We start from the raw sequence: 24,234 nt of genomic DNA, 5'->3' as shown, positions 1-24,234 counted from the left end.
AAAATACGGACCATTATCTTGTGTAGATCTCTTTTCAACGGCCCGAAAATTGAATACAGCCTGTTATCCGGTGCAAGTCGCCAAATTAACGAACCTACCAGGTTAATTCCACGCTTTTATCAAAGGGCCTGCCGATTTATTTTCTCAGTTGGTAACGGAGCAGGTTAGCCGCCAAGCATGTAAGTGATCATGATCGGCTTACTAAAAGCGGAACCTACGTGATTAAGCGATTCTTAGATTTAAAAGGACAATTCAATAGCTAATTCCAATGTATATTATTATTGTAGTATGCGTTTACCATTAATGATCATCCAATGAGTATTCTGATTAATCCCTCGCGATCTCATTACGATCAGGGGCAAGTGGTGGCTGCTCCAGCCATTTATTCTTGGTCATCAAATTGAACCATTTTTTAGTTACAGTTAGATTTTTCAGGATTATTTTCTCATAGGTCATGACAAGATCTGTTCTCATAGCGGAGGCAAGTCCCGTTCCGTGATAAGCTTGTGCAGTTTGCAATAGGAAACCAATGTGATAAAGCATTAATTTATCTGAGAATGGAGATTCTTGAGACTCAGTGATCTCTGATTCCCATGACATAGGAATAGGCAAATTATCTTGATGTAGTATTTGGCCCAGAGATTGTATTTGGTCATCAGACGTTTTTTGTGATGATTTCATAAAATTCCTGACCTCTGCAGACTGAGTCACTTGGCTGAATCCAATGGAAATAGCTTTTCCTAGAATTTTCTTTTTAAGATTTAGAGATATAGCAATGATTTCTGTAGCTGCCAGGGGGCGTTTATCGCCGAAGCCATCAAGGAAATCTGTTCCGGTAACAAACGTTGGTCTGTCTTCCGGGTAAAAATAAGGATCCCTTTGAAAGTGGCCCAACTCGAGCAATAATTCCGTTGTTTGATGATACATTTTTTTAGCATCATTATTGCATTGATCATAAAATAGACGTAAATCCCTGCGCACAGCTGAACTCAGAGCCGTTGTATGTCCCATCAACCCATGAAGCGTCATAATATGCAGGTAGTGCAGACAGAATATGTCCGAGAATAATCGTTTTGATCCCTGATTTAAATCTGACTCAGAAAAACCAATAGGGATAGGAAAACCGTCTTTTTCAAAAAAAATTTAATCTGCTTTTTTTGATTATTGAACAATTGCAGAGCCTCTTCAAATAAGGATTTTATTCTGTCATCTTCAATTATAGATAACATATACTTATTTACAATATCTACAGCTGTTCCGTTGATATACTCTCCCCATAAGGTCCCTATTTCCGCTGAAGTTAGCCTTAAATCCTGTTTGTCCATATCATCACCTCTCCCATTATTTTCTCCGGAAACTTAGAAATTATTGAAGATTCCTTTAAACAGTAGAAGAATATTTTGCAGAACCAAAAAGGTGCGGAAAATTATGAATCCTTATTCAGTATTGATACGTATGTATTTAGTTGAAGGAGAGAAAAAAACATGAAAAGGATCTTTTTTGCAGGTTTCTTATCCGCCTTCCTGTTCTTCTTGGCAGGTTGGTTAACTGGGGAAGAAGTACTTACATTCATTTGTGGGGGTGTTGGTTTCGCAGCTCTTTTCATTTCAGGACTATTTTCCGGAGCCTTCATCAGCGGTAGTCAATTCAGGGCGAATACTTCCACCGAAACGAAAGAGGAGAGGAAGAAGAGAACCAGGTTGATGAGTGCTTTTGCGTTGGCGGGGGCACCTCACTTCGCTGCTGCGATTATTTTGACGATGTTTTTTAAGAGATCAGGTAAGAGTTTGACAATAGGGAAGAAAATTATCAATTTATACAGATTTAAAATCTGGAGAAGCCTATTTCACAAAAAAAAATGCCCGTTTCATACTCCAGAGAGCAGCTGACAGGCAGTTAAAATTTATAATCCTAAACATGCTTTTGAGCTAGTTCTTTAATGGCCACGACTAATTCATCAGTATTTCCTTCGAACAAGTGGAAATTTAAAGATGCTTTCAACTGGTCATCTTGAAAATTCAGATCATCATGTTTATTGAATTCTGCAGACCAATGGATTGCGGGAATGGATACAATGAATCGTTTATCAGGCGTCAGGTGAAGGTAGACTTCAGCTGTCTTATTTCCGGAAATATTAATCTTTTCGTAAGAAGTTATCATTCTATATCACTCATTTCGAAATTATGTATGGGTTTAGTATATCAAATTCTTTTCTAAAAAAGAATTTTTAATCTCAGTTAAATATGCTCTCAATCAAGAGAATAATTACCATCCAGCACTTGAGTCAAGCACTTATAAAAAAACAGTCACCGTGTAAATAATGATCGCTTTTTAAGAAAAGCAGTGAATCAATTTGTATGGGAGTTTAATATTTCACTATTAGGACAGATTTTTTTGGAGTCAGGGCATTTTTCAGCTCATTAGAAAGGGAATATTTGTGGAAAAACAGGATGGTAACAGGGAGGATAAAATGAAAAAGACCTACAATTTTCTCTCCATAATAATTCTTCTTCTTACTGCATTTTGTATGGGGGCTTGTTCTGCGGGTGAAGAAGTTGTGGATATTGAAGATAAAAGTTTTGCTGAAATGCTCTTCGTACAAAAGGTGGAGAATGATCTAACCGATGAAACATTAACCAAAAGTATTACTGATCAATCTAAGATAGAGGAGACCTTAGAACTGGTCAGCGGATTAACGATTAAAGAGCTCAGCACCAATGAGTTTTTCACAGAGTTGAAATCGCAAAATAGTTATATGTTCTCTTTTTTTGAAACAGAATACTTTACTTCGGGGGAAATCCCCTACTCCTTTTACATATTAGAAGACGGTACAATTCTGTTTACATATGACGGAGTAGATTCGTTAAGAGAGAAACCTTTAATTTCTGTTAAGGCAGAAAAGGAAATTTTTGATGAAATCAAGCACCATCTTGAGATAGACTTTTAGGCAAGTAAAAAGTTTTCAGCCAATGTCTCCGAGTTTAAAGGAGTGACAAGGAATAGAAAAACCCTTCCTAATACAAAGAGGTTCAGTTGATGGAGGGGAAAATATAAATTATGAAAATAATCGGGAACACACAATTCACAATGAATCGTTGTTCCCTTCTTGTTGGTTTTATCCTCTTAATAATGAATTCAACACAAATTATAGCACTCAAATGAATAACAACACTTAACAAAAACGTTTCCAAATGGATTCTGATAAATTACTATAAAAGAATACAGTCTATGAGCAACTTGAGGGGGAAATGAAAAGGGTATGAAAAAGAGGATGCTATTCATCAGTATAGCTATTTTGTTAGTTTTCTTTTTATTTGGCACTTATAAATTGATGAATTCAAGAACATTTCAATTATTCGGAGGTCTAACAAATATGGTAGAAACCAATCAGAAAGTGGTTGCCTTGACCTTTGATGATGGTCCAACTAAAAAAGTTGATTCTATTCTCGCCATGTTAAACAAGTACGATGTAAAAGCAACATTTTTCCTGATTGGTAATGAAATTGAAAAGAACCAAGAAGAAGCAATAAAGATTGTAGAAGCAGGTCACCAGGTTGGTAATCACACTTATTCCCACCAACGAATGGTTTTTAAATCGCCTTCTTTTATTAAAGAGGAAATAGAAAAAACAGACGATATAATCAAAAGTATTGGTTACGAAGGAGAAATAGACTTCCGCCCACCTAATGGCAAAAAGTTAGCAGCTTTACCTTATTATTTAGATAAAAACAAAAAGAAACTATTACTTGGAATATTGAACCTGATACTGCTGATGATAAAGTAGATTATGTGAAGCGAAACCTAGAGAATGGGTCGATTATTCTTCTCCACCCTATGTATGATCAATCCGGGGAACAGCTCAAGTTGCTCGAAAGAATAATTAAGCTATTGGCAGAAGAAGGCTATGAGTTCGTCACAGTGAATGAACTTCAGGATTTAAAATAGTAATAGAGAAACTTACTATACCAATGAAGAAATGTTGCTGAATAAACACGCACAGATGTCTGTGTGTGTTTGTTTATCTTATAATGTGCATGTACAATCTTACAATTGTGCTATGGATATTGCTTTTACCCGTGTTTTCCGCGTCAACCTATCTCTGTCTTAAAATATGTTTATATTTATTCCAACTGCTCCAGCTTACTGCACTCATCCCAATAAACATTAAGAGAAATTGAAAGGCATCTCTGTTCAATTCTAAAATGAGGGCTAGGCCGGCAGAAACCGGAATTAATGCAATCGTCAAAATGGCGATGCATTTATAAACATAGGGGTTTTCTTTTTTACGATTCATGCTTTATGACCTCCTGCCTAACTAACTTTTTTCTGAATAGAGACCTAAACAGCTCATTCGCACCAAAAGGCTTTTTAATAATTCTCCTCTTACAAGTACGAGTTCAGTTACTGAAAGTTTCAAAGAAAAGCTGCATGCTTGTCTGAGAAGGGTAAGAACAGTGAATGAAAAAGAGATATAGGGTGAGAAGTATCAGGTAATAAAAAAAAAATCTCTAGTAGATTTCAAAGGCGTTCAAGTATGTAGAAGGATTATATAAGAAGAACTAAAACAGAGCAAATAGAGATGCTGCAAAGTTAGTAACTAATTATTAGATACATAGATGTTGTTCCCGGGAAGTTTTTTAATTACATTCCACGCTGCAATCGCTTCATCACGGCTTCTGCCTTGGTTTTTCGGGTCAGCGAAAAAGTCACGAATGAATTGATTGTATTCAAATTGGGGTGCAATGTTTTTCTGGTACGAGGGATCTTTCTTTCGTTTCTCTTCCTGAACCCAAGCATTTACAACATCACGATATGGTTTTCCAACATTGCTCTTAAAATAGTTTTGAATGTAGGTGGAGAAATGAAATTTCGGGACAACTGTCGTGAACTACTCCCACCAATTACCACCCTTACGGGTCGCTTGAAGTGGGGGCTTCTTGGGTAATCGCCACTTTTATTAGCTAACGAAATTGACCAAGCTAACCCTCTTGTTCCAAAAGTTTATTTTTTATTAGGCGCTTGCTATTAAGCGAATGCCTTCTTTTTTGATATTGAGTGCTGAATTGTAATCTCTATCGAGATTTAGACCACAAGTGCATTGAAAAGTACGCTCTGATAGTTTGATTTCTCTTACCGAACCACATTTCGAGCAAGTTTTTGTGGATGGGAACCATTTATCTATTTTGATAAGTTGTTTCCCTTGTTCCTTTAGTTTGTATTGTAAGAAAGAGGTGAACATTCCCCAACCATTATCAGCAACACTTTTTCCGAATTTTAATGCTTGCGACATAGCTTTCATATCCAAATCTTCAATCACAACAGCGTCAAAATTAGTCACTATTACATTGGATTTATGGTGAAGAAAGTTTTTGCGTTGATTGGCGACTTTCTCTTGGATTTTGGCAACTCTTATGCGTTGCTTGTTCCAATTCGAAGAGCCTTTCTTTTTTCGAGAAAGTTTTCGTTGTTCTTTTGCTAATTTATCAAGCACTTGTCGATAAAATTTAGGGTAATTGGCTTTCTCACCCTCACTATCAACAAACAACCCATCCATTGCAAAGTCTAATCCAACTACTTCTTTGATTTTTTTGGTTTCTATTTCCTTCTCATACTCTGTCAGAATAGAAATATAGTATTTACCTGATGCAGTCATAGAAAGGGTGGAAGATTTGATTTTGTGAAATAAAGGTATTTCACGATGTTGTTTGATTTTGACCTTTTTTAGTTTAGGTAACTTGATATGACCATCCAATAACTTAATATTACCGTTTACGACATTTGTTGTGTAGCTTTGTTTCTGTCGCTTGCTTTTAAATTTCGGAAACTTGGCATTCCCTTTGAAGAAGGCTTTATATGCCTTCTCTAAATTTAATTGTGCGTTCGCCAACGCTAGTGAGTCTACTTCCTTTAGCCATTCATACTCTTTTTTGTACTTGGCAGGGGTGGGGTGTTTTGTTGATTTCAATGCTTCTTTATCATCTTTTAGGTTTTCATAGGTTTCTTTTCGTTCAGCTAACATTTTGTTGTAGACAAAGCGAACACAACCAAAGGTTTTACGGATAATCAAAGACTGTTCATCTGTTGGATATATTCTGAATTTGTATGCTTTATTCTGTTTAGCCATATCAAATCACCTCACTTTATCCCTTGATTTTCGATGTATTTTTTAACCACCTCAATAGGCGAACCACCAGTGGTCAACAAACAAAAACTTCTTGACCAAAACATTTCTTTCCATAGTTTCTTTCGCACAAAAGGAAAATCTTTTTTGATAAGTCTTGAACTGGCACTTTTGTATGCGTTGATGAACTTTGAAAGTTCGGTATTAGGATGGGCTTTGAACAGAATATGAACGTGGTCAATATCGTGGTTCCATTCGACCAATGTGATGTTGTATTTCTCACCCAAGGATACAAACTTTTCTTTCGAATAATCTGAAATGTTGTCATCAATGACTTTCCTTCTATATTTCACAACCAAAACCAAATGGTAATACATCAAGAACACTGAATGATTATTACTATCTAAATTCATTGTTATATCAGCCCTTATACGTAATAAGACTGATTATACCACATTGAGATAAAAGACAGAAACTTTTGGGCTACCGCCCAACCGAAATTCATCTCCCCCTTACCGTTGGACTACGCCCTTCACACGCTTGAAGAGGGAGACTTCTTTCGGAAGTTCGTTAAATTTGGTCTCATTATAAACCCACACCTCCATATTACCTTCATTATAGAACAAACGTTCCTGTTATTCAAAATATTAACATATTCAAAAGCAAAAAAGTTTACGAAGTTAGTCTTGAATAATACAACACCCCTTGTGTCCTGCACGGATATTCAGGTTACATAGATCACAAATTCTTGAAGAATAATCTCAAGAAGATCCCTGCGTAACTATATTAAGCTCTATTCTTCAATAAGGACCAGCTTAATTTTGTTATTTCTGACATGAGGACAGGCTGTTTTCAATACACTATTTCTGAGGTGAAAAATATGCCAAGAGTGAAGTATAGAGATTCTGACATTGCCTTAATGGCTAGGATGATGCGGGCTGAAGCTGAAGGTGAAGGAAAGCAGGGCATGCTGTATGTCGGAAATGTCATAGTTAACCGAGCTGTAGCGGATTGTTTAGACTTTAAAGATGTGAGAACCATTAATGATGTAATATACCAAGTACAGGGAGGGAATTACTCCTTCGAGGCTGTCCAAAAAGGAAATCTTTTTTATAACAGAGCCAGGTCTGTAGAAAAAAGGCTGGCCAAACAGAATTTAGATTACTGGCGCCAGCACCCTGCAAAATACGCTTTATGGTATTTCAATCCCTATGCACCCTGTCCGCCAACCTGGTACGGCCAGCCTTTTGCCGGTCAATTTAAAAATCATTGTTATTATGAACCAGAAGGCGGGACGTGTGACAGTGTTTATTGATATGAGCTATAGAATAGACTTTCCATTAAAGAAGGAACCTCCTGTGATAGGGGGTTCCTCATTTTCATTATCCAGGGTATTCACACAGATTGAACAATTGAGACGTCTAAAGACTACATTATTTGAAAGGTGTTATTACTTATCGTTCGATGATAAAATATAGAAAAATATCTCTGAAGGAGGAGCATGTCATTGAAGATTAATCTGATACTATTTGTTTCTTCTGTGAAGGAGAAAAGCCCGATGGCAACACTTATGAAAACTTTCGAGTCGAATATCAGACCATGCAAAGAAGATATTATTGCCGATCCAGGGTTTGATGCTGATTTTCATAATGGATATGAAGTGGCGAAAGTAACGATAGATTATCATGCGGATGAGTGCTGGGTTTCTTTGTCGCCTCTTGCCATTGAAAAGGAGGAAATAACATGCACAGCATACATAGAAAAACTGAAAAACAATGGATGGAAAGTGTTAACTAAAGAAATGCTATCCCCTCGAAGAGAAGGAACCGGTAGATTTTAATATACTGTGAAAATTTTTTAGAAAAAATTTCGGAATGAAAGGAGATACCATTATGAAAGTTTCAGCTGAAAATCGCAGCAGTTTAGTCATTATTTCTTTTAAAATTTTCTTTCTTCTTCTGACCCTCATTCTGTCAGTGACCTTATTAATCACCTAAAATATTGGATTGCTTGGATACAGCAGCATGGCATCCGGATTGTTCTTTGTTGTCATCAGTGTTGAAGAACTTCAAAGAGGAAGAAAGAGAAGTGCTATTTTTGTTTTCGGGGGTTCCCTTCTCATCCTTCTTGTTTCATCATTTATCTTTCTTCTGTAAGTGGATGGACTAAGAAAAGATTTCTGTTATTCTTACATATTTTAAAAGATTTTCCTCATAACCTGAACCCCGACAGAAACTCAAGAAACTCCTTCTGTTCTTTATGACGATACTTGAGGATCGAGTATATGTTTGCCTCTGGCAAATCGAAAGTATCCGTCCTTATTTCCAGCATTCGTCCTTCTAGCAATTCCCTTCTGACCGTAGATGAAGGGAGGTAGGAAACCCCAAGTCCTTCGACGATAAACCGTTTGGTTATATGAATCTGGGAAACTTCCATCATTCGCGCAGCAGGATAAAACCTCTTCACCGTGGTGCATAGATCGTCCCAGTAGTCCGGATGATTATGGGTGAGTAAATAATTGGATTCCAGGAGTTCTTCTTCCTCCAGGGGATAGGCGGATTCAAAATCCCTGCCGTCATGGGGAGCCACCAGGATGACCTTGTCTGAATACAGCTTCGTGCTTTCAATTTGCGGGTGGTAGCTGTGCAAACACGATAAGCCTATATCAACTTTTTCCTCCAGCACAGCTTTCTCAATCTCCTGTGATTCAATGATTTTGACTGATATCTCGACCTCTGGATGTCTTTTAAGATACTGCTTAAGAACATAGGGCAGAACATTATCAGCAATTAATGGAGAAATTGCAATTGTCAATTTAGCGGTATACCCCTGGCTGTAAGATTGCAGGTCTGTAATTCCTTCTTCGTAAATTCTGATTAATTCCTTTGCATGGTTTAAATATAACCTTCCGGCTTCCGTAAGTTTTAAGCTTTTCCCTTTTCGATCGAAAAGAGATACTCCAAGCTCTCTTTCCAACTGCTTAATATGTACGGTTACCGAGGGCTGGGAGATAAAAAGCTGTTCTGAAGCTTTCCGGAAATTATTAAATTGAGCGGCCGTAATAAATGTTCTTAACCAGCTGAGTTCCATGAAATCCTCCTTATTAATATTTTTAACCATTACCTTTAAATATATTTAATTTTCTTAATTATACAGCCATTATACAATAAAGGTAATTCATTGAAAAAGGGGATGAGTATTCATGTTTCAACAAGGATTAAAAGGAATTATCGCAGCGCAGACGAAGATCAGCCATATAGACGGCGAAAAAGGGATTCTGATTTACCGCGGCAGGGAGATTCGCGAAATAGCAGAGAAACTTTCATTTGAAGAAGGAGCTTTCCTGCTGTGGAAGGGATATCTTCCTTCAAAGGATGAGTTGCGAGATATGGATAGGCAGCTTAAGCAAAATAGAAATTTATCACCTGCTATGAAGGACGTTATCAGCAGCCTTCCGCATGACATGGATATGATGAGTGTTCTGAGGACCGCTGTTTCAGCTGAAGGTTCTTTACAATACTCCTGGAAACCATCAACCGACCAGGCAATCAGGCTGACAGCTGTCATCCCAACCATCATAGCCTATAGAAACTGCCTGATTGCCAAGACACCATTTAAAGAACCGAACAAAGAGTTGGGCCATGTTGCAAATTATTTATATATGCTTACAGGTGACACCCCTTCCAACGCAGTGGTTACTGCACTGGAAACTTACATGATTCTAACAATGGAACATGGAATGAACGCCTCTGCTTTTTCTGCGAGAGTAACTGCTTCCACTGAATCTGATATGGTATCTGCCATCACTTCAGCTATTGGGACAATGAAGGGACCGCTTCACGGTGGTGCACCGTCTGGAGTCATTGACTTGTTGGAAGAGATAGGAACACCTGAACGAGCCGAAATGGTTATTAGAGAAAAACTGGAAAAAGGAGAAAAGCTGATGGGGTTTGGACACAGAGTGTACAAGACACATGATCCCAGAGCCATCGCCCTAAGGAATAAACTTCTGGAGTCATGCGGTGCTGACAACTCACTCGACCTGGCTCTGCATGTTGAAGAAACAGCCATAGAAGTGCTGCAAGAAGTAAAACCGGGCCGTGCTCTCTACACGAACGTAGAATTTTACGCAGCGGCCATCATGAAATCCATCAACCTGGAAGCAGAACTTTTCACTCCAACCTTCACGGCGAGCCGGATTGTCGGCTGGACAGCACATGTCTTGGAGCAGGCTGAAAATAATGTCATCTTCCGTCCGCAGTCTGAATATGTTGGGGAGGTTCATACTGGGAGTTAGAGGATAAATCATTTGTGGTGCTTTCATTTGAAAAAATGCTGAAGAGCATGAACTTACTTTAATTGAGATTGGATAAGCGTCCTGTAATTTCATACAGGTCGCTTCTTTTTGTCTGAAAATAATGAAACCTCCCGCTATTTCATCCGTAGACTATAAAAAGAGCTCTTTTTAAACTACTTATGTAAATCCAAGTGAGGAGGGGAAGGCAACAGGTTAAAGAAAGGAGAGAAAATCTGGTGTTAACTTCATCGAAGAGGCCAAAAATTAAAATTCCGAAAACCAAAAGCGAGTGGATTTGGGATATCGCGGGTTATTCCATATATATAGGTTCAATCATCTTTTTGCTCTTTAATTGGAGCAGCATCCCTGATAAAGTACCCGCTCATTATAATGCATTGGGGGAAATTGACCGATGGGGATCCAAAACGGAACTATTCATTTTGCCGGTTGTGGGTGTGTTCCTCATTATATTCATGCAGTTATTTGAAAAATTCCCTGAGTCTCACAACTATCCCCAGCGATTCAATGAGCATAATGCGAAACAATTTTATTTGCTCAGCAGGAAAATGATGAATAGATTAAAAAATATCTCTTTGATCATTTTTGCTGTAATTCTATATGAATCTGTTTCTATTTCTTTAGGATGGGGTGAGGGACTGGGTGTATGGTTTTTGCCATTGACCCTATTGAGTGCTATTTACCCAATTGTTGCTGGCTTGATTCAACAGAGGAAGATTAAATAAGATGCCGGAAATTTATTGTTTAGGTTGGTGCTTACACTGTAAAGGATAATCTTAAAGTCCCGTAAAATTAAAGTGCGGACCGCCATCCTAAAAATTTCTCATCTCATTGGCCCGCAAGATGGATTTAAGGACCAACATCCAGCGATTTTCTTCATCTCATTGGCCCGCAAGACTGATTTACGGGCCAACATCCAAGGGATTTCCTCTTTTCATTGGCCCGCAAGATGGATTTACGGGCTAACATCCAGCGGTTTTCTTCATCTCATTGGCCCGCAAGACTGCTTTATGGGCCAACATCCAGCGAATTTTTCATCTCATTGACTCCGCAAGATGGATTTACGGGCCAACATCCGAGGGCTTTCCTCTTCTCATTGGCCCGCAAGATGGATTTACGGGCCAACATCCGAGGGCTTTCCTCTTCTCATTGGCCCGCAAGATGAATTTACGGGCCAACATCGAGGGGGTTTCCTCATCTCACTGGCCTGCAAGATTGATTAACGGGCCAATATCGAGAGGTTTTCTTCATCTCACTGGCCTGCAAGCTCAATTTACGTGCAGGTACCCCCGTTCTTTTCCTCATACAGTTAATACCAATCAGCCGCAATCCATCTATATAACATCTAACCTTCCACTTATGTCTTTTTTTGAAACTTTCTGGGAATTCAACCGTAATAATATTTATTACATAGTTTAGTTGAAGGGAGAAAACGATGAAAAAATTTTGGACGATCATTATTACGAATGCGATTTGTATGCTGCTTGCCAGCTGCTCCCATAGTGAAGGACAAACTGAAGAGAATGTTCAAACTGAAAAAAGTGAGCCATCGGTACAAAGCTCAACCACGAATTTATCATCATCAGGGACAAGTGCGGATATTACTGTAGGGGACCAAACCTTTCATGTTATTTCTTTACATGAGGATATCATGGAATATGCCGCTGCCGTAGAAAAAAATGCCTCCGTTGACAAAAAGGAGGTTTATAGAGAGAAGGTTGTCCGGCCGCTTAGGAAGCAGGTAGCAGAGACGGATGCTCACATCTACGATAACTACTATTCTTTTCTTTCTCCAAATACGAATATCACAAAGCTAAAGGATAATGCACAGAAATTAGCAGATGATGAAGACCGTATTCTTCGATTGGTCGAGGAAGCAGTAATTGATTCAGCAGAGCAAATGCCAGGTATAGACAAAACCATCATAATTCTTCCGGTAAACCCTGATGAATATTTTATCATCGACAAAATGGGCGGTGTTGCCGGAGTTGCTTTGAGTCAGGATACCTTCGTGGCCAGAATCGACCCTTCTTTTACCGATGAAGGATTGAAACACTTGATTGCTCATGAGTATCACCATACATTGCAGACTGAAAAAAGAGCCGAGGCAGCTTCTACTCTCATGGAGGCATTCGTGATGGAAGGGAAAGCTGATGCTTTTGCAAGTGTTGTGTATCCTGATTATTCAGCGCCATGGACTGAGCCGCTGAGTGAAAAGGCCAGTGAAAAGGTATTTGACAAACTGAGGAAAGAAGGAAATGACTTTGACTATAAACTCTACATGGAATTTCTAAGCGGGAATTCAAGCAGCGGGATCACCCATTGGACAAATTATAGATTAGGGTATCAGATCACTCAAAGCTATCTTCAGAACAATCCGGAAGTTTCCGTTGAGGAGTGGACAGGGATAGTTCCTAAAGAGATTATTCTTGGCAGCGAGTTCAAGGGGGTATTCGAAGAGTTGGAGAGCAGTAAGGATTGAAGCAGGATGTATTTCTATAATAAATATCCACATATAGAGAGTAAACAATAATTGAGTTAAGGAGGTGGGGGCGAAATGAAATATGCATTGCTTTCGGCAGGAACAGCTTTGAGTATCATTTTTGGAGGAGGCTTTCTCATCCGCTTGCTTAGGGATGGTGACTTTTTCATAGCAGAATTCTCCGGTGGAGTTTTAGGTATCTTGTTAATTGTCCTAACTATCTTTATAGATGATAACAATCAAAAAGAATCTTCAAAAAGAGGGAACGCGTAGTCGAAGAGCGGGACATTAAAAAGAGAAACAGGCAAGATGATGTACCGCGCAGTCCGAGCGAGGGACATCAAAAAGAGAGTTAAGCAAGATGATGCCCCGTGTACCCGAGCGTGGGAAAATAGAAAAGAAAAAAGCAAAATAATATCCCACGCTGCCAAAGCGAGGGACATCTAAAATAAATATCAAAAAAAATTGCCCCGGCAATTCATCATGCCATTCAAAAAGTCCACTCCATCAAACCCTCGGCCGAACCCACAACTTAGAAAAGTCTACATACCCAAAGTGCTTGATTTTGATATTCATGATATCCGATGAAAAGGGAATGAACCTCTTTTCATAGTAGAGGGGTATCATGATGGATTGTTCAATCAGCTTCTTTTCCAGCTCCCTATTAAGGGTATCCCATGCTTCAAAAGGAGTATGAGGGTACTTCTTCAACAAGGGATTTAACTCCTGATTTTCCCTGACAATCTGGTGAAGAGGCGAGTAACCATTTTTCATAAAGTAATAGAAAGAGAAATCCTGGTTCGATTCAAAGATCTCTCCATGGATGAAAAGGTCTACATCCAAGGTGGTTTGCTCTCTGTTTAATGTATCGGCGAAAGAGTGCCACTGAACTTCAACAGGAATATTTTCTTTTTGAAAAATATCGGCAAGCCACCGAGTTGTTTCAGCCGTGTAATTGACTCCCCGGATGACAATCGGTTCAGTAAAATCAGGACGCTCGACCTCCCTAGGAGTAATTTTATGATTTTTCCCAGCCATCACACTTTTGTTGTTCGGGGAGAGCCTTGGACTGCATTCCACAATGGTGTCTATGTTTTTATAGATGATCCAATGCAGGTATTGACGAACTTCCATCTTTCTAATATCGCTTTGGCGGCAGGTGTTCATCACTACAATACCGAATCCTGAATCGCTTTCCACTTCAAAGGAAGCAGATTGCTGGTGCTCCACAGGTGAGTGATAGATTCCCCGGAATTCGTGCGGAACTTGAATGAACTCTACCTTATCAAGAAGCGGCCTTTCTTGAAAGTACTCTTTAAATGCCGCAAGAGTAGTCTTTTCGGGTCTATTTTCTTCTAATTTAAAGCAGCCTGTTCCCAAGATTCCTTCTCGTGTTTCTCTATATACGCTGGCACACATCATGCTAAGAAGGGGAAGGATATAGCTGAAGCCGCCCGGATGATGAATATCCAGAATAAGCGGAGTTTTTACATCGATTCTTTCTACAGGCTCCCAAATTTCCTTGTATCGATGGTGATGACGGAGCTTATCAAGACATTCCGCTGCGTCCTTCGCTGTAAAAATGGAACCGTCATGAAATTTAATATCCTTTTTCAAATAGAGCCGCAGCATGGAAGGTGAAGCATCCCAGCTATGAGCAAGCTCCGGGAGTACTTCGCCATCTTCTGTTAACGAGACCAGTCTATTAAAGACGCTCGCTACTAAATGGGCGCTCATTACGTCCGCTGCTTCAAGAGGATGAGACGAGAAGAAGGGATATCGTTTGGGGACAATTAATTTGTCCTGAGATTCTTGCACGAATCCCAGCTTTGTCTGGAATTTATTCATCAGACGCATTTTACTGTCGGTCGACCAGTCATACATCAAGTACCGGCTGCTCCGTTCAACTGGATCCTGCTCAATTCGTTTCAGCGCTTTAGCTTCATAAATTTCTTCTACATTTTTTATCCATTGAAGATTAGAGACTTTTCCCCTGCCTCGGCCAGGTGTAAAAGCGAGCCAGCCTTCTTCAGTCCACCTTTTCAGATAACGGGCTGACTGTTTTGCGCTGAGTTGAAGGGTTTCAGAGATTTCATCGGTCTTGATATCTCCACTCGGAAAATGTCTCCAGAGAGTGAGTAATTTATCATCCATTTTTTCTTCCTCCTAAAAGGGGACATCGTTTATTAAACTGTCTATTTTTAAAACTAGTAGTCTAGTTTAATATACAGTATACAAGGGGAGGGGAACAACATGAAATGGAAGGAACTACCTAGAAATATTAAAGTGCGGATGATTACATCATTTTTCAACAGAGCTGTTTCCTCAGCGGTCATGCCGTTCATGGCACTATTTTTTGCTGGGGAATTAGGAAAGGTATGGGCAGGCGCATTCTTGATCATTACGGTAGTGGTCGGGTTTCTCATAAACTTGGTGGGAGGATATATCTCTGACCGGTTTCCGAGAAAGAGAGTCCTGCTTGCCACTTCATGGCTGAATGCGCTATTTTTCCTCGTCATGACAATCAGTTTGTTTCCGGATGATAAATTCATCGTACTGTTTGCCATAGCGTACATAGGTTTTATCATTACAAGCAGCCTCGGGCGTCCGGCGATGCATGCCATTATAATAGATTCGACCACTCCTGAAAACAGGAAAGCGGTCTATGCTTTGGACTACTGGCTGATTAACCTTTCCATGGCAATCGGCGCTGCGCTTGGCGGACTTCTATATTTGAATCACCAGATAGAACTCTTTATGATGCTGACATTCACGTCAACCACCATCCCTATTGCTTACGGTATATGGCTGCAGGATCAATTTGTGGATCAGCTGAAAAAGCAGCATCAGAATGTGTTCATCGATCTGATAAACAATTACCGAATAGCCTTTAAGGATTCTGCCTTTGTAAAAGTGGTCGCCGGATCCACATTCATTTTTGCAGCGGAGTTTTCCTTGAACAGCTATATCGGCATCCGGCTTGCCGAGACGTTTAATGCTGTGAATATTGGCAGCTTTGAGATAGCCGGTGTCAGAATGCTGAGCATCTTGAATATCGAGAACATGCTACTGGTCGTATGCTTTACGTTCATCGTGAACCGCTTCACTGACAAGTTTAATAAGAAAAATGCCTTGCTTATAGGACTTATTCTATATGGAATCGGATATGTGACCGTTACATCAGCAAACACCTGGTACATGCTTATCGCCTTCAATCTCATTGCGACCCTGGGTGAATTGATTTACTCCCCGATCCGCAATGCCGAGCAGGCCAATATGATTCCGGACGATAAGAGGGGTTCCTACTCTGCGTTTTCAAATTTATCTTTTAGCGGTGCTGATCTGATTGCCAGGTCCACGATTATCATCGGGGCGTTCCTGATGCCGACGATGATGTCTGTGTATATTGGTGTCATCATCATGTTTGGGATAGTTTTAATTTACACAGGGCTGTTTGCACGGAATTGGAAACTGGGAAAGGTCATTGGGGAAGGTGTCCGGGCTGCCAAATAAAAAATATCATAAAAACACAATCCTTTTCGGGTTGTGTTTTTTAGGTTTTATTCGAAATCTCATTGCGGTAACTTGGAATTTTTGGAATAATTGGAGTCAAAAAGGTTGAAAAGAGGGTGCCTTATGCCAATGAGACCTTGCTTTTTTACTCTAGGCTGGCTGCAAGGCTGGGACTATACAAAATCCAGGCTGAACTGGAGGACCTGGCATTCCATTACCTTAACCCTCAGAGGTACAACCGCGTAAAAGAATTAAAAGCAGAATACGAAATCATGTTTGCCCGCGTTTACGGTCATTGCTCCCGTGAAATTAATGATAACTGCTCCGAATGGTTTCAAATGGAGATATTCATGAACACCGTACCGATTTATTCTTCTTATTCTATGCTTCAAGAAGGAAGCCCTCTCTCGGACATTTTCAGCATTAACGTCATTACGGATACAACGCCAAATTGTTATATGTTATTAGGCGTAATTCATACTATATTTAAGCCTTCAACAGACAGGTTCAGTGATGAAATCGCCGTTTCTAAAAATAAATTTAATAAACATCTTCAAACCACTGTCCTGGTGAATGGCCATGAGGTTACTTTTAAAATTTATAGTAAGGGAACAAGAGACCAAAATATAGTAAAATCCATACAAAGTTTGTCTCCTGTTCAACTTGAAGCATTCAGTTCAGAAATTCTTAGGAACTCCATCGGCACAATTAAAACAATATCAACGAATCCAATACAATTCTATGACTTGATTGCCACAGAATTATTGCAAAAAGATATAACCGTCCACACTCCTAAAATGGATAGTGTGTCTTTACCAGATGGTTCCACGGTCTTTGATTTCGCTTTTTATCAAGACCCTGTTTTGGCTGCAAGAATGTCGAGTGTATTTATTAACGGAGTAAAGAAGCCTCTTCATACAAGACTGAAGGAAAATGAAATTATTGAAATAATAGTGGAAGAATACGAGACAGTAAGAGAAGACTGGCTAAATTTCACTCTTACGGCAAAAGCTGCCAAGGAAATAAAGTGGAAGGATAGGTAGTTGATACTTGTTAATAAGAGATTCTTAGTTTTGATCCATTACAATTAGTTCGGACGGCAGCGACCAACTGTATATAAAAAAAATATAAGAAAGTAATTATCAAAAGAGAATTACTTCGATTTTAAAAAATTAATGGTTCTTTCATGAAAATACATTAATTAACCAAAGATTGACGAGCTAAAGTCGATTTCTGGTTTTTTTTGTATTTTTTTTTAGTACTCTGTTAGTTAATTTTGCTTATATAAGATTTATTGGACTCAAGTGCCAGCTTAAAAATGCTGGTTAATCAAACTTGTTGCTCCTATATTTTAAAGGGATTCTATAATCACATTGATTAGAATAGTTGATACGTCAAGTTTATAAAGGATTTTCAGTTCCAAAGCAAATGTTGACTGCAGTGGAAGGCGTGCGACCTCCTGCGGGAGCAGCGGGACAGGTGAGACCCCGGAGGCGAAGCTGAGGAGGCTCACCGCCCGCCCCGCGGAGTCGAACGACTGGAACGGAAGTCCACATACTCTTTAAAAACAACAGTACTATGCAATAGAGCCTTATTTTTATAGTAAAAGCCACTGTTACCAATATTCTCATTGTCAATAGAAAAGCAGCAATTTAACAAATTAGACAATTATTGGTTACTAAACTATGAACAAAGACAATAATCCTATACAAAATGCAAAGGATACCTTACATTAAGGATATAAATACCAAAGGAGATATTTGGAAATGCTGAATAATTCTGTACGCGAATTACGTGCAAGGTTCCGTCTGACTCAACAAGATCTGGCAGATAGTATTGGGGTCACGAGACAAACCATAGGGCTTATTGAAAAAGGAGATTATGCCCCTTCCATCACTCTTGCACTGAAGATTGCCCATGTGTTTGACGTACCGGTAGAGGAAATTTTTCGTTTAGAAGGAGAGAGATAGTTTTGTTAAAGAGAACGTATCAGTCACCCTTATTTAATTGTTTATTAATCTTTTGCTTTGGCCTCATTATGATTGGAGAACATTATGCAGCTGATATCCCATCCTGGTTGATTATCGACCCAATGGTATTGGGAGTCCCAATTCTGATCATCATAGCAATTATCCCTTTCTACAATAGAAGGAACCCTGAGGATAAAATCAAGCCGAGTGTGATCCCGATGGAGCTCAGGGAAGAGGATGAAGGAATGCAGTGGCTGACTTTCAAAGCGACAAGAAAGGTTTATATTTTTTATGCTTTCGCCATTCCCTTTGGTATCGCTTTAACAGCCTATTTCAACCATGTACCTTACTTTTCTATTATTCTACTTGCTGTTATGGGTATCGTTCAGTACTTGATTTATTGGCTGCAGATGAAGAAATTCCAATAAGGAAGTGTGCTTATGGATACAGAATTGATTATATCGATTGTCCTTTTAATCACATTAGCAGAAATTTTTGCGGTCATCCTTTTTGTAAAACATAGACGCGGCGATGTCCAAGGAAATCCTTTTATTACTCTCATCAAAAAAGAGTGGCTGATGATTTACTATGCCTTTTTCCGATGGAAGAGAAAAGAGTTGGATTCCCCAGACGTCCAAACCTTTTACTATCATAAAGGATCCCTGTATTTCTGGTTATTCCTGGCTCTGCTTCATGAACAGGTCATCGAAGGAATCGTCTTTCACATTTATTTGAAAGAGGTTGATCCACTTAGAGCTAACATTCTTCTCATCCTTCATGTATACAGTATTTTATATATATTAGGAGACTATAATCTCGTCAGAAATTCTCCTATTGAAATCATTAAAAATAAAGTAAGGATGAAGATTGGCGCAAGGAGGGAGTTAACCTTTCATGTAAAAGATGTGGAAGGTATCCAGCCGGCGAAGGTGCAGTACCATAAAAGCGGGGGAATGGTTCATGAAAAAAATGTCTTTCATGCTGGAGCCCTACCCAGGGTGCTCACAAGGATTTTCGGTGTGACAGATGAGTTGAAGTATGAAATTCTTTTTAAAAAACCTCTCTATGCCAGAGGGTATATCGGGCAAAAGAAAGAGGTAACAAAAGCACTGATTTATATGGACCAGGCAGATGCTTTGATAGAAACAATAAAAACCAGAATGGATTCTTACAATGATACAGATGATGAAGCTGCTTACGTTGAGGTACAGAAAAGAAAACCGTCACTGATTAATTGGAAGGTTTACTTCATCCTGCTTATTCTCAATGTGCTGGGCGCTTCAGCCATCGCTCCTTACGCCATGGCAAGGGAAAACTATCATGAAATTATGGGCCTTAGTGAATTGGCGTTCACGATGTATTATGTCGTACAGGTATTTCTAGAAGCGGGAATCCTGCTGTTCATCGCCCTTTGGCTGGCGAGAAGAACAGGAGTCAAAATCCCGATCATTGAATCAATCGTGGCCAAAAATGAATCGGTAAAAAACTTACATAAAAAAATTGCTGTTTCAGCCTTTTACGGTATATTGGCAGGTGCAGCGATTATCATTTTCAGTCTAATGGTTTCTGAACGACTGGGAGTGGATAACTCATCTCTTAACGAGCCATCATGGTGGCTGGGTGTAATTGGGTCCTTTGGAGCGGCAGTCAATGAAGAATCCATATTTCGCCTGTTTCTCATCACCTTTTTAATCTGGATGTTCATGAAATTGAAAAAGGGTAGGAGTACCTTTACGAACTGGACAGCCATCATTTTAGCTTCGCTTGTTTTTGGTTTGATGCACTACAGCGTTGCTTCGTCTGCTTATGAAATGACTTTAGGAATTTTTGTGAGCATGCTGGTCATCAACGGATTAGGCGGGATTGTGTTTGGGGCGCTGTTTGTTTATATAGGGTTGGAATTCGCGATCATTGCTCATTTTACAGCAGACATAACCCTGCACGTGATTGGACCTTTTATAGCAGAGGTCTTTTCTTTAGGGGAGTGAGAAAGTTGGAGAATAACATACCTCTAAGGTGTTCAGGTATTGCCGTGGTTCTGTTGAAAAAATCAGGATTCGGCTGCAAGGTTTTATTATTGAGGAGAAATTCAGAAGTACTTAAAGGAGCATGGTGTTACATTGGGGGCGGGATTGAACAAGGTGAAAAGGCTTGGGAAGCAGCTTTAAGGGAGATTCGTGAAGAGACCGGAGTTGAAAGTGTGGTCCTATACACCTCCAATAAGTTTGATCAGTTTTATTCACCTGCTGAAAATTATATTTATATGGCTCCGGTCTTTGGAGGCTTTGTAGATGAAAATCAGGAAGTTACTGTAAATGAAGAACATAGCGATTTTAAATGGCTTTCATTTGAGGAAGCAATTGAAAACGTATCATTACCTGGGAACGACGAAGTTCTGGTGTTCATTGAAAGACATTTCGTCAAAAAGAATCCGCCGGAATGTTTACGGATTTTCAATTGAATATTACATCAGAAAATAATTTCCAGCAGAACAGCTTTTGCGCTTATGGGACAGATGCCCAAGCCAAACCCAGTTTCCTACATATAAAATAGTGTAGAGATATATATAGGAAATGGAGGTAAGAATGTATGTACTACAGAGGCCCTTATCAGCCGCAAAATCAACGTTTCTTTGGATTTGGATTCGGATTGCCATTCTTAGGAGGGCTGGCAGGAGGATTGTTAGGCTCGGCGCTTATAGGTCCCAGACCGTTTTACGGGTATCCGCCGCCGCCTCCCCCGCCGCCATGGGTTGGCCCGCCTAGACCATGCTGCCCGCCTGGTTATGGCTATCAATACTGATTTTATATATAGAGGCTGGACATTATTGTCCGGCCTTTTGTTTTTTAGGTGGAAGCAGGAGAGGAATCTTGCTTTTTTGAGAATGGTAATCTTTTTACATATGTTTGATATATAATGGATATAAATGGAGAAAACATTTTATTCGAGGAGAAAGGGGAGAGAAGTGTATGTTATGGACTTTCATTCTTATGTTTGTGATTTTTGCTATCTTAGGATTGTTAGTGAGTTTATTATCTGTAAAGAAACATCGAAGTGAGAAGGTAACGCAGGAAGAGGAGAGGGCGAAGAATAATTATTGGTGGGGCGGGTAATATATAGCCTCTTTAATCAAGCAGCTTTCTATTAATAAAAAATATACATAGCCGTAAGCAGCAATAGCATCGCCGCTACGAGCACGGTCCCTTCATACTCATAATCAACAATACTGTTGAAAATCACAATCAAACCAAGAGGAAGAAAGAAGCCTAATCCCGTAATGTTTCTCAGTAATGACTTATTCTTTATCATCTTTTCATTAAAGCCGGCAAGTAACCAGGTTTGTTTTTAACTCCTGTTAGGAAAGAAACCACTAAAAGAGCAAAGCCGATCACTAATAATCCATAGTCCATAGCATAACGCCTCCTTATGGGAGATACGAATCAGAGGGAGGAAAGTTTCAATATATTTTGATAATAGGTCATGATTTTTTAGATGTTTCATGAATAGTCACGTACTGAACAACAAAAAGTATAGAGTGATTCATGAAGGGGCAGGAGGTGTTAAGATGAAATTTTCTGATGAGGAACAGTCGGTAATTGAGAGAGCATTGAGGTCAGCTGCAGAGAATACCGGGGATCAACAGGAATTACAATTATATCAAAGAGTGCTTGGAAAGGTGCAATCCGGCAAGAATACCCAAAATGCGGCCAACCAGGATGGCTTTCGGTATGATTATGATGATTCTTCTGATGTTTGAAGAGAGTCATGATTAAGTGAATTTTAAAAGGTGTGCTTTCTCTTAAATCGTACCATTAACTTAGGGTTGCTCTGACTTAATGGCATGTTTCTCTGCTAATCGTACCATTTACTTTGTGTGGCTCTGACTTAATGGTAGGTTTCCCAGCTAATCATACCATTATCTTTGGGTTGCTCTGACTTAATGGTACGTTTCCTGGCTAATCGTACCATTAACTTTTGTTTGCTCTGACTTAATGGCATGTTTCCCTGCTAATCGTACCATTATCTTTGGGTTGCTCTGACTTAATGGTACGTTTCCTGGCGAATCGTACCATTATCTTTTGGTGGCACTGACTTGATGGTACGTTTCCTGGCTAATCGTACCATTATCTTCGGGTTACTCTGACTTAATGGTATGTTTCCTGGCGAATCGTACCATCATCTTTGAGTTGCTCTGACTTAATGGTACGTTTCCTGGCTATTCGTACCATTAACTTTAGGTTCTTCTGACTTAATGGCATGTTTCCCTGCTAATCGTAACATTATCTTCGGGTTACTCTGACTTAATGGCATGTTCCCTGGCTAAACTGAACATATCTTTAAGATTCCTCTAATTTAATGTTGTGTTGAGGGTTGAGTTTACCTTAATCAATAAGAATTTTATTATAATAATTAAACATAAAAAGACACACTGGATTCTAATGTGAATCCAGTATGTTTTGTATTATCTTCCTGGCTAGAATAGCCACTTAACCAAGAGAACAATACCTTATTCTTTATACCTCATATATTCAAAATTGCTTGTCGGAACTTCTTTAATCACATTTCCATCCACATCTCGGTAAATTTCATATTCTCTATAGATCTCGACGATATAACCGTCTTCCTCAAATTTAGCGTCAAAGAGATATTCCAGGCTGGCAGGAATAAGCTCTGTCTGTGCTGTGTCAGGTTTGTTTTCTTCCTCGATAAAATTCCCCAACTCTGCAGGTAAGAGGAGGGGGTCTGCAGGTGCTTGGGCAGCCGCCTCTTCAGAGAATTCATTTACGAATGAAGAATTTACTTCTTGCACGTTTTCAACGAATCCGTTTACCAATAAGACCGTCCCCACTGTAACGATAATTGCCATTGAGATTAGGAATTGTTTCAACTTTCAACCCTCCTTTTGTAGATGTATTCTATCTATAAAATATGGTTTGTCCCCCTGGATAATGACTAAAACCTAAGAAATGGTGTCTGCTTTTATGCGTTACCACGTTGAAAGGGACAGTCCCTCTTCGCGCGTTATGCGTTACCCTGCTAAAAGGGACTGTCCCTTTTCGTGCTTTAGTGTGGTAAAGATCGTTTTGACGGAATGGAAGAGATAAAATATGATAGAGGAAAATGATTTTGGTTAGGGTGTATGTGATGAGAGTTTTGTTGGTGGAGGATGATCGGACGATTGCTGCTGGTTTAGAGTATTCTCTAAAGCAGGAGGGGTATGATACTGTTCTTTGTCATGATGTTCAGTCGGCAAGGTCTGTGATAAGTGACAGGATTCATGAGATTGATTTATGTTTGTTTGATCTCTCCCTCCCTGATGGAAGCGGGTATGATCTTTGTGAATTGGTAAAGAAGCGCGAGGACAAGCCTGTTATTTTTCTAACAGCCTTTGATGATGAGGTTAATGTGGTGATGGGACTGGATATGGGGGCAGATGATTATATAACGAAACCATTCCGGGTCCGCGAACTGCTTTCACGGATTAAATCAGTTTTGCGCCGATACCATAAGCAGCCGGAACAGGCGAAAACCTACATAGATATTGAAGATATCAGGATTAACACCCTGGAAGGCAAAGTGTTCAAAAATGGCGAAGAGGTGCTGCTGACCGCCTTGGAATACAGGCTGTTGATGATCTTTGCCAATCATATCGGCCAAGTCTTGACCAGAGCACAGCTGCTTGACCGGATTTGGGATGTGGCAGGTGATTTCGTGAACGACAATACTCTGACTGTGTATATTAAACGATTGCGGGAAAAGCTTGAAGACAACCCGCAGAGCCCTATGATCATCAGGACCGTCCGCGGTTTGGGCTACAAGGCAGGTCAATAAT

26 protein-coding genes and 3 pseudogenes are annotated in these 24,234 nt (G+C 39.5%); 19 read left to right on the top strand and 10 right to left on the bottom strand.

The window, feature by feature from the left end:
• Nucleotides 1–327 precede the first annotated feature (327 nt).
• A pseudogene (locus tag B9Z54_RS08380) lies at nt 328–1,325 on the bottom strand (DUF3231 family protein).
• 159 nt (nt 1,326–1,484) lie between these two features.
• On the opposite strand from B9Z54_RS08380, the gene B9Z54_RS08375 reads away from it, so the two are divergent.
• A complete protein-coding gene (locus B9Z54_RS08375; RefSeq protein ID WP_113927964.1) occupies nt 1,485–1,889 on the top strand; it encodes a DUF5316 domain-containing protein in 405 nt (134 codons plus the stop codon).
• Nucleotides 1,890–1,911: 22 nt separating this feature from the next.
• Here the strand turns inward: B9Z54_RS08375 and B9Z54_RS08370 are convergent, their stop codons facing one another.
• Nucleotides 1,912–2,160, bottom strand: a complete 249-nt coding sequence (locus B9Z54_RS08370; protein ID WP_113927963.1) for a YueH family protein — start codon at nt 2,158–2,160, stop codon at nt 1,912–1,914.
• Between the two features lie 277 nt (nt 2,161–2,437).
• On the opposite strand from B9Z54_RS08370, the gene B9Z54_RS08365 reads away from it, so the two are divergent.
• Together B9Z54_RS08365 and B9Z54_RS08360 are read left to right on the top strand one after the other, a co-directional pair.
• The gene (locus tag B9Z54_RS08365; protein WP_113927962.1) at nt 2,438–2,947 is read left to right on the top strand and encodes a hypothetical protein; all 510 of its coding nucleotides are present in this window, start codon (nt 2,438–2,440) and stop codon (nt 2,945–2,947) included.
• A 312-nt stretch (nt 2,948–3,259) separates the two neighbouring features.
• A pseudogene (locus B9Z54_RS08360) lies at nt 3,260–3,945 on the top strand (polysaccharide deacetylase family protein).
• A 148-nt stretch (nt 3,946–4,093) separates the two neighbouring features.
• Here B9Z54_RS08360 and B9Z54_RS08355 read toward each other — a convergent pair.
• The 4 genes and pseudogenes from B9Z54_RS08355 to tnpA form a co-directional block, all read right to left on the bottom strand.
• The gene (locus B9Z54_RS08355; protein WP_113927961.1) at nt 4,094–4,294 is read right to left on the bottom strand and encodes a hypothetical protein; all 201 of its coding nucleotides are present in this window, start codon (nt 4,292–4,294) and stop codon (nt 4,094–4,096) included.
• A gap of 303 nt (nt 4,295–4,597) precedes the next feature.
• A pseudogene (locus tag B9Z54_RS25585) lies at nt 4,598–4,888 on the bottom strand (DUF6434 domain-containing protein); the annotation flags it as partial.
• Nucleotides 4,889–5,011: 123 nt separating this feature from the next.
• Complete coding sequence (locus B9Z54_RS08345) at nt 5,012–6,124, bottom strand: RNA-guided endonuclease TnpB family protein (protein WP_113927960.1); 1,113 nt, start codon at nt 6,122–6,124, stop codon at nt 5,012–5,014.
• 11 nt (nt 6,125–6,135) lie between these two features.
• Complete coding sequence (tnpA, locus tag B9Z54_RS08340; RefSeq protein ID WP_113927959.1) at nt 6,136–6,534, bottom strand: IS200/IS605 family transposase; 399 nt, start codon at nt 6,532–6,534, stop codon at nt 6,136–6,138.
• 467 nt (nt 6,535–7,001) lie between these two features.
• Between tnpA and B9Z54_RS08335 the strand changes: the two genes are divergently transcribed.
• Complete coding sequence (locus tag B9Z54_RS08335; RefSeq protein ID WP_113927958.1) at nt 7,002–7,436, top strand: cell wall hydrolase; 435 nt, start codon at nt 7,002–7,004, stop codon at nt 7,434–7,436.
• 192 nt (nt 7,437–7,628) lie between these two features.
• A complete protein-coding gene (locus B9Z54_RS08330; protein WP_113927957.1) occupies nt 7,629–7,961 on the top strand; it encodes a hypothetical protein in 333 nt (110 codons plus the stop codon).
• Between the two features lie 371 nt (nt 7,962–8,332).
• Here the strand turns inward: B9Z54_RS08330 and B9Z54_RS08320 are convergent, their stop codons facing one another.
• Nucleotides 8,333–9,211 (bottom strand): LysR family transcriptional regulator, encoded by an 879-nt coding sequence (locus B9Z54_RS08320; protein WP_113927955.1) that lies wholly within the window; start codon nt 9,209–9,211, stop codon nt 8,333–8,335.
• 112 nt (nt 9,212–9,323) lie between these two features.
• On the opposite strand from B9Z54_RS08320, the gene B9Z54_RS08315 reads away from it, so the two are divergent.
• The 4 genes from B9Z54_RS08315 to B9Z54_RS08300 all read left to right on the top strand — a co-directional run bounded on the left by B9Z54_RS08315 (nt 9,324) and on the right by B9Z54_RS08300 (nt 13,191).
• On the top strand, nt 9,324–10,418 hold the full coding sequence (locus tag B9Z54_RS08315; protein ID WP_113927954.1) for a citrate synthase/methylcitrate synthase: 1,095 nt from the start codon (nt 9,324–9,326) through the stop codon (nt 10,416–10,418).
• Between the two features lie 236 nt (nt 10,419–10,654).
• Entirely contained in the window at nt 10,655–11,161 is a 507-nt protein-coding gene (locus B9Z54_RS08310; RefSeq protein ID WP_113927953.1) for a DUF1648 domain-containing protein, read from the top strand.
• Nucleotides 11,162–11,871: 710 nt separating this feature from the next.
• The gene (locus B9Z54_RS08305; protein WP_113927952.1) at nt 11,872–12,918 is read left to right on the top strand and encodes a DUF2268 domain-containing putative Zn-dependent protease; all 1,047 of its coding nucleotides are present in this window, start codon (nt 11,872–11,874) and stop codon (nt 12,916–12,918) included.
• 75 nt (nt 12,919–12,993) lie between these two features.
• Nucleotides 12,994–13,191, top strand: a complete 198-nt coding sequence (locus B9Z54_RS08300; protein WP_113927951.1) for a hypothetical protein — start codon at nt 12,994–12,996, stop codon at nt 13,189–13,191.
• A 234-nt stretch (nt 13,192–13,425) separates the two neighbouring features.
• On the opposite strand, the gene B9Z54_RS08295 is transcribed toward B9Z54_RS08300, so the two are convergent.
• Complete coding sequence (locus tag B9Z54_RS08295) at nt 13,426–15,072, bottom strand: ABC transporter substrate-binding protein (RefSeq protein WP_113927950.1); 1,647 nt, start codon at nt 15,070–15,072, stop codon at nt 13,426–13,428.
• Between the two features lie 99 nt (nt 15,073–15,171).
• Here B9Z54_RS08295 and B9Z54_RS08290 point away from each other — a divergent pair, with 99 nt between their 5' ends.
• From B9Z54_RS08290 to B9Z54_RS24750, 8 genes are all read left to right on the top strand, one after another.
• Nucleotides 15,172–16,431, top strand: a complete 1,260-nt coding sequence (locus B9Z54_RS08290; RefSeq protein WP_113927949.1) for an MDR family MFS transporter — start codon at nt 15,172–15,174, stop codon at nt 16,429–16,431.
• A 137-nt stretch (nt 16,432–16,568) separates the two neighbouring features.
• The gene (locus tag B9Z54_RS08285) at nt 16,569–17,474 is read left to right on the top strand and encodes a TGS domain-containing protein (RefSeq protein ID WP_162785136.1); all 906 of its coding nucleotides are present in this window, start codon (nt 16,569–16,571) and stop codon (nt 17,472–17,474) included.
• 723 nt (nt 17,475–18,197) lie between these two features.
• Entirely contained in the window at nt 18,198–18,401 is a 204-nt protein-coding gene (locus B9Z54_RS08280; protein ID WP_113927947.1) for a helix-turn-helix transcriptional regulator, read from the top strand.
• 2 nt (nt 18,402–18,403) lie between these two features.
• Nucleotides 18,404–18,829 carry a hypothetical protein gene (locus B9Z54_RS08275; RefSeq protein ID WP_113927946.1) on the top strand — a complete coding sequence of 142 codons (426 nt, stop codon included), beginning with the start codon at nt 18,404–18,406 and terminating at the stop codon, nt 18,827–18,829.
• A 12-nt stretch (nt 18,830–18,841) separates the two neighbouring features.
• Nucleotides 18,842–20,389 (top strand): CPBP family intramembrane glutamic endopeptidase, encoded by a 1,548-nt coding sequence (locus B9Z54_RS08270; protein WP_113927945.1) that lies wholly within the window; start codon nt 18,842–18,844, stop codon nt 20,387–20,389.
• Complete coding sequence (locus B9Z54_RS08265) at nt 20,386–20,862, top strand: NUDIX domain-containing protein (protein ID WP_113927944.1); 477 nt, start codon at nt 20,386–20,388, stop codon at nt 20,860–20,862. Before B9Z54_RS08270 ends, B9Z54_RS08265 begins: the two co-directional genes overlap by 4 nt.
• Before the next feature lie 128 nt (nt 20,863–20,990).
• Nucleotides 20,991–21,203 carry a hypothetical protein gene (locus B9Z54_RS08260; protein ID WP_113927943.1) on the top strand — a complete coding sequence of 71 codons (213 nt, stop codon included), beginning with the start codon at nt 20,991–20,993 and terminating at the stop codon, nt 21,201–21,203.
• Nucleotides 21,204–21,370: 167 nt separating this feature from the next.
• Nucleotides 21,371–21,514, top strand: coding sequence for a hypothetical protein (locus B9Z54_RS24750; RefSeq protein WP_162785134.1), 144 nt, complete (start codon nt 21,371–21,373; stop codon nt 21,512–21,514).
• A 31-nt stretch (nt 21,515–21,545) separates the two neighbouring features.
• On the opposite strand, the gene B9Z54_RS25580 is transcribed toward B9Z54_RS24750, so the two are convergent.
• Nucleotides 21,546–21,710 carry a hypothetical protein gene (locus B9Z54_RS25580; protein ID WP_240189845.1) on the bottom strand — a complete coding sequence of 55 codons (165 nt, stop codon included), beginning with the start codon at nt 21,708–21,710 and terminating at the stop codon, nt 21,546–21,548.
• A gap of 256 nt (nt 21,711–21,966) precedes the next feature.
• Between B9Z54_RS25580 and B9Z54_RS08250 the strand changes: the two genes are divergently transcribed.
• A complete protein-coding gene (locus B9Z54_RS08250; RefSeq protein ID WP_113927942.1) occupies nt 21,967–22,158 on the top strand; it encodes a hypothetical protein in 192 nt (63 codons plus the stop codon).
• Nucleotides 22,159–22,908: 750 nt separating this feature from the next.
• Here the strand turns inward: B9Z54_RS08250 and B9Z54_RS08245 are convergent.
• Nucleotides 22,909–23,289 carry a hypothetical protein gene (locus tag B9Z54_RS08245; protein WP_113927941.1) on the bottom strand — a complete coding sequence of 127 codons (381 nt, stop codon included), beginning with the start codon at nt 23,287–23,289 and terminating at the stop codon, nt 22,909–22,911.
• Between the two features lie 257 nt (nt 23,290–23,546).
• Here B9Z54_RS08245 and B9Z54_RS08240 point away from each other — a divergent pair, with 257 nt between their 5' ends.
• Nucleotides 23,547–24,233: a response regulator transcription factor gene (locus B9Z54_RS08240; protein ID WP_113927940.1), complete on the top strand. Its 687-nt coding sequence runs from the start codon at nt 23,547–23,549 to the stop codon at nt 24,231–24,233.
• The last annotated feature ends 1 nt before the right edge of the window (nt 24,234 follow it).

The sequence above is a fragment of the Bacillus sp. P14.5 genome, assembly GCF_003316765.1.
Classification (GTDB): Bacteria; Bacillota; Bacilli; order Bacillales; family Bacillaceae_B; genus Rossellomorea.
The sequence above is the reverse complement of the archived record's forward strand: the minus strand, read 5'-3'. Positions and strand labels throughout refer to the sequence as shown.

Excerpts from the sequence above, each read along its gene's own strand:
- B9Z54_RS08375 (WP_113927964.1), top strand. The coding sequence starts at position 1,485 with ATGAAAAGGATCTTTTTTGCAGGTTTCTTATCCGCCTTCCTGTTCTTC.
- B9Z54_RS08370 (WP_113927963.1), bottom strand. The coding sequence starts at position 2,160 with ATGATAACTTCTTACGAAAAGATTAATATTTCCGGAAATAAGACAGCT.
- B9Z54_RS08355 (WP_113927961.1), bottom strand. The coding sequence starts at position 4,294 with ATGAATCGTAAAAAAGAAAACCCCTATGTTTATAAATGCATCGCCATT.
- B9Z54_RS08345 (WP_113927960.1), bottom strand. The coding sequence starts at position 6,124 with ATGGCTAAACAGAATAAAGCATACAAATTCAGAATATATCCAACAGAT.
- tnpA (WP_113927959.1), bottom strand. The coding sequence starts at position 6,534 with ATGAATTTAGATAGTAATAATCATTCAGTGTTCTTGATGTATTACCAT.
- B9Z54_RS08335 (WP_113927958.1), top strand. The coding sequence starts at position 7,002 with ATGCCAAGAGTGAAGTATAGAGATTCTGACATTGCCTTAATGGCTAGG.
- B9Z54_RS08320 (WP_113927955.1), bottom strand. The coding sequence starts at position 9,211 with ATGGAACTCAGCTGGTTAAGAACATTTATTACGGCCGCTCAATTTAAT.
- B9Z54_RS08315 (WP_113927954.1), top strand. The coding sequence starts at position 9,324 with ATGTTTCAACAAGGATTAAAAGGAATTATCGCAGCGCAGACGAAGATC.
- B9Z54_RS08305 (WP_113927952.1), top strand. The coding sequence starts at position 11,872 with ATGAAAAAATTTTGGACGATCATTATTACGAATGCGATTTGTATGCTG.
- B9Z54_RS08300 (WP_113927951.1), top strand. The coding sequence starts at position 12,994 with ATGAAATATGCATTGCTTTCGGCAGGAACAGCTTTGAGTATCATTTTT.
- B9Z54_RS08295 (WP_113927950.1), bottom strand. The coding sequence starts at position 15,072 with ATGGATGATAAATTACTCACTCTCTGGAGACATTTTCCGAGTGGAGAT.
- B9Z54_RS08290 (WP_113927949.1), top strand. The coding sequence starts at position 15,172 with ATGAAATGGAAGGAACTACCTAGAAATATTAAAGTGCGGATGATTACA.
- B9Z54_RS08280 (WP_113927947.1), top strand. The coding sequence starts at position 18,198 with ATGCTGAATAATTCTGTACGCGAATTACGTGCAAGGTTCCGTCTGACT.
- B9Z54_RS08270 (WP_113927945.1), top strand. The coding sequence starts at position 18,842 with ATGGATACAGAATTGATTATATCGATTGTCCTTTTAATCACATTAGCA.
- B9Z54_RS08260 (WP_113927943.1), top strand. The coding sequence starts at position 20,991 with ATGTACTACAGAGGCCCTTATCAGCCGCAAAATCAACGTTTCTTTGGA.
- B9Z54_RS24750 (WP_162785134.1), top strand. The coding sequence starts at position 21,371 with ATGTTATGGACTTTCATTCTTATGTTTGTGATTTTTGCTATCTTAGGA.
- B9Z54_RS25580 (WP_240189845.1), bottom strand. The coding sequence starts at position 21,710 with ATGATAAAGAATAAGTCATTACTGAGAAACATTACGGGATTAGGCTTC.
- B9Z54_RS08250 (WP_113927942.1), top strand. The coding sequence starts at position 21,967 with ATGAAATTTTCTGATGAGGAACAGTCGGTAATTGAGAGAGCATTGAGG.
- B9Z54_RS08240 (WP_113927940.1), top strand. The coding sequence starts at position 23,547 with ATGAGAGTTTTGTTGGTGGAGGATGATCGGACGATTGCTGCTGGTTTA.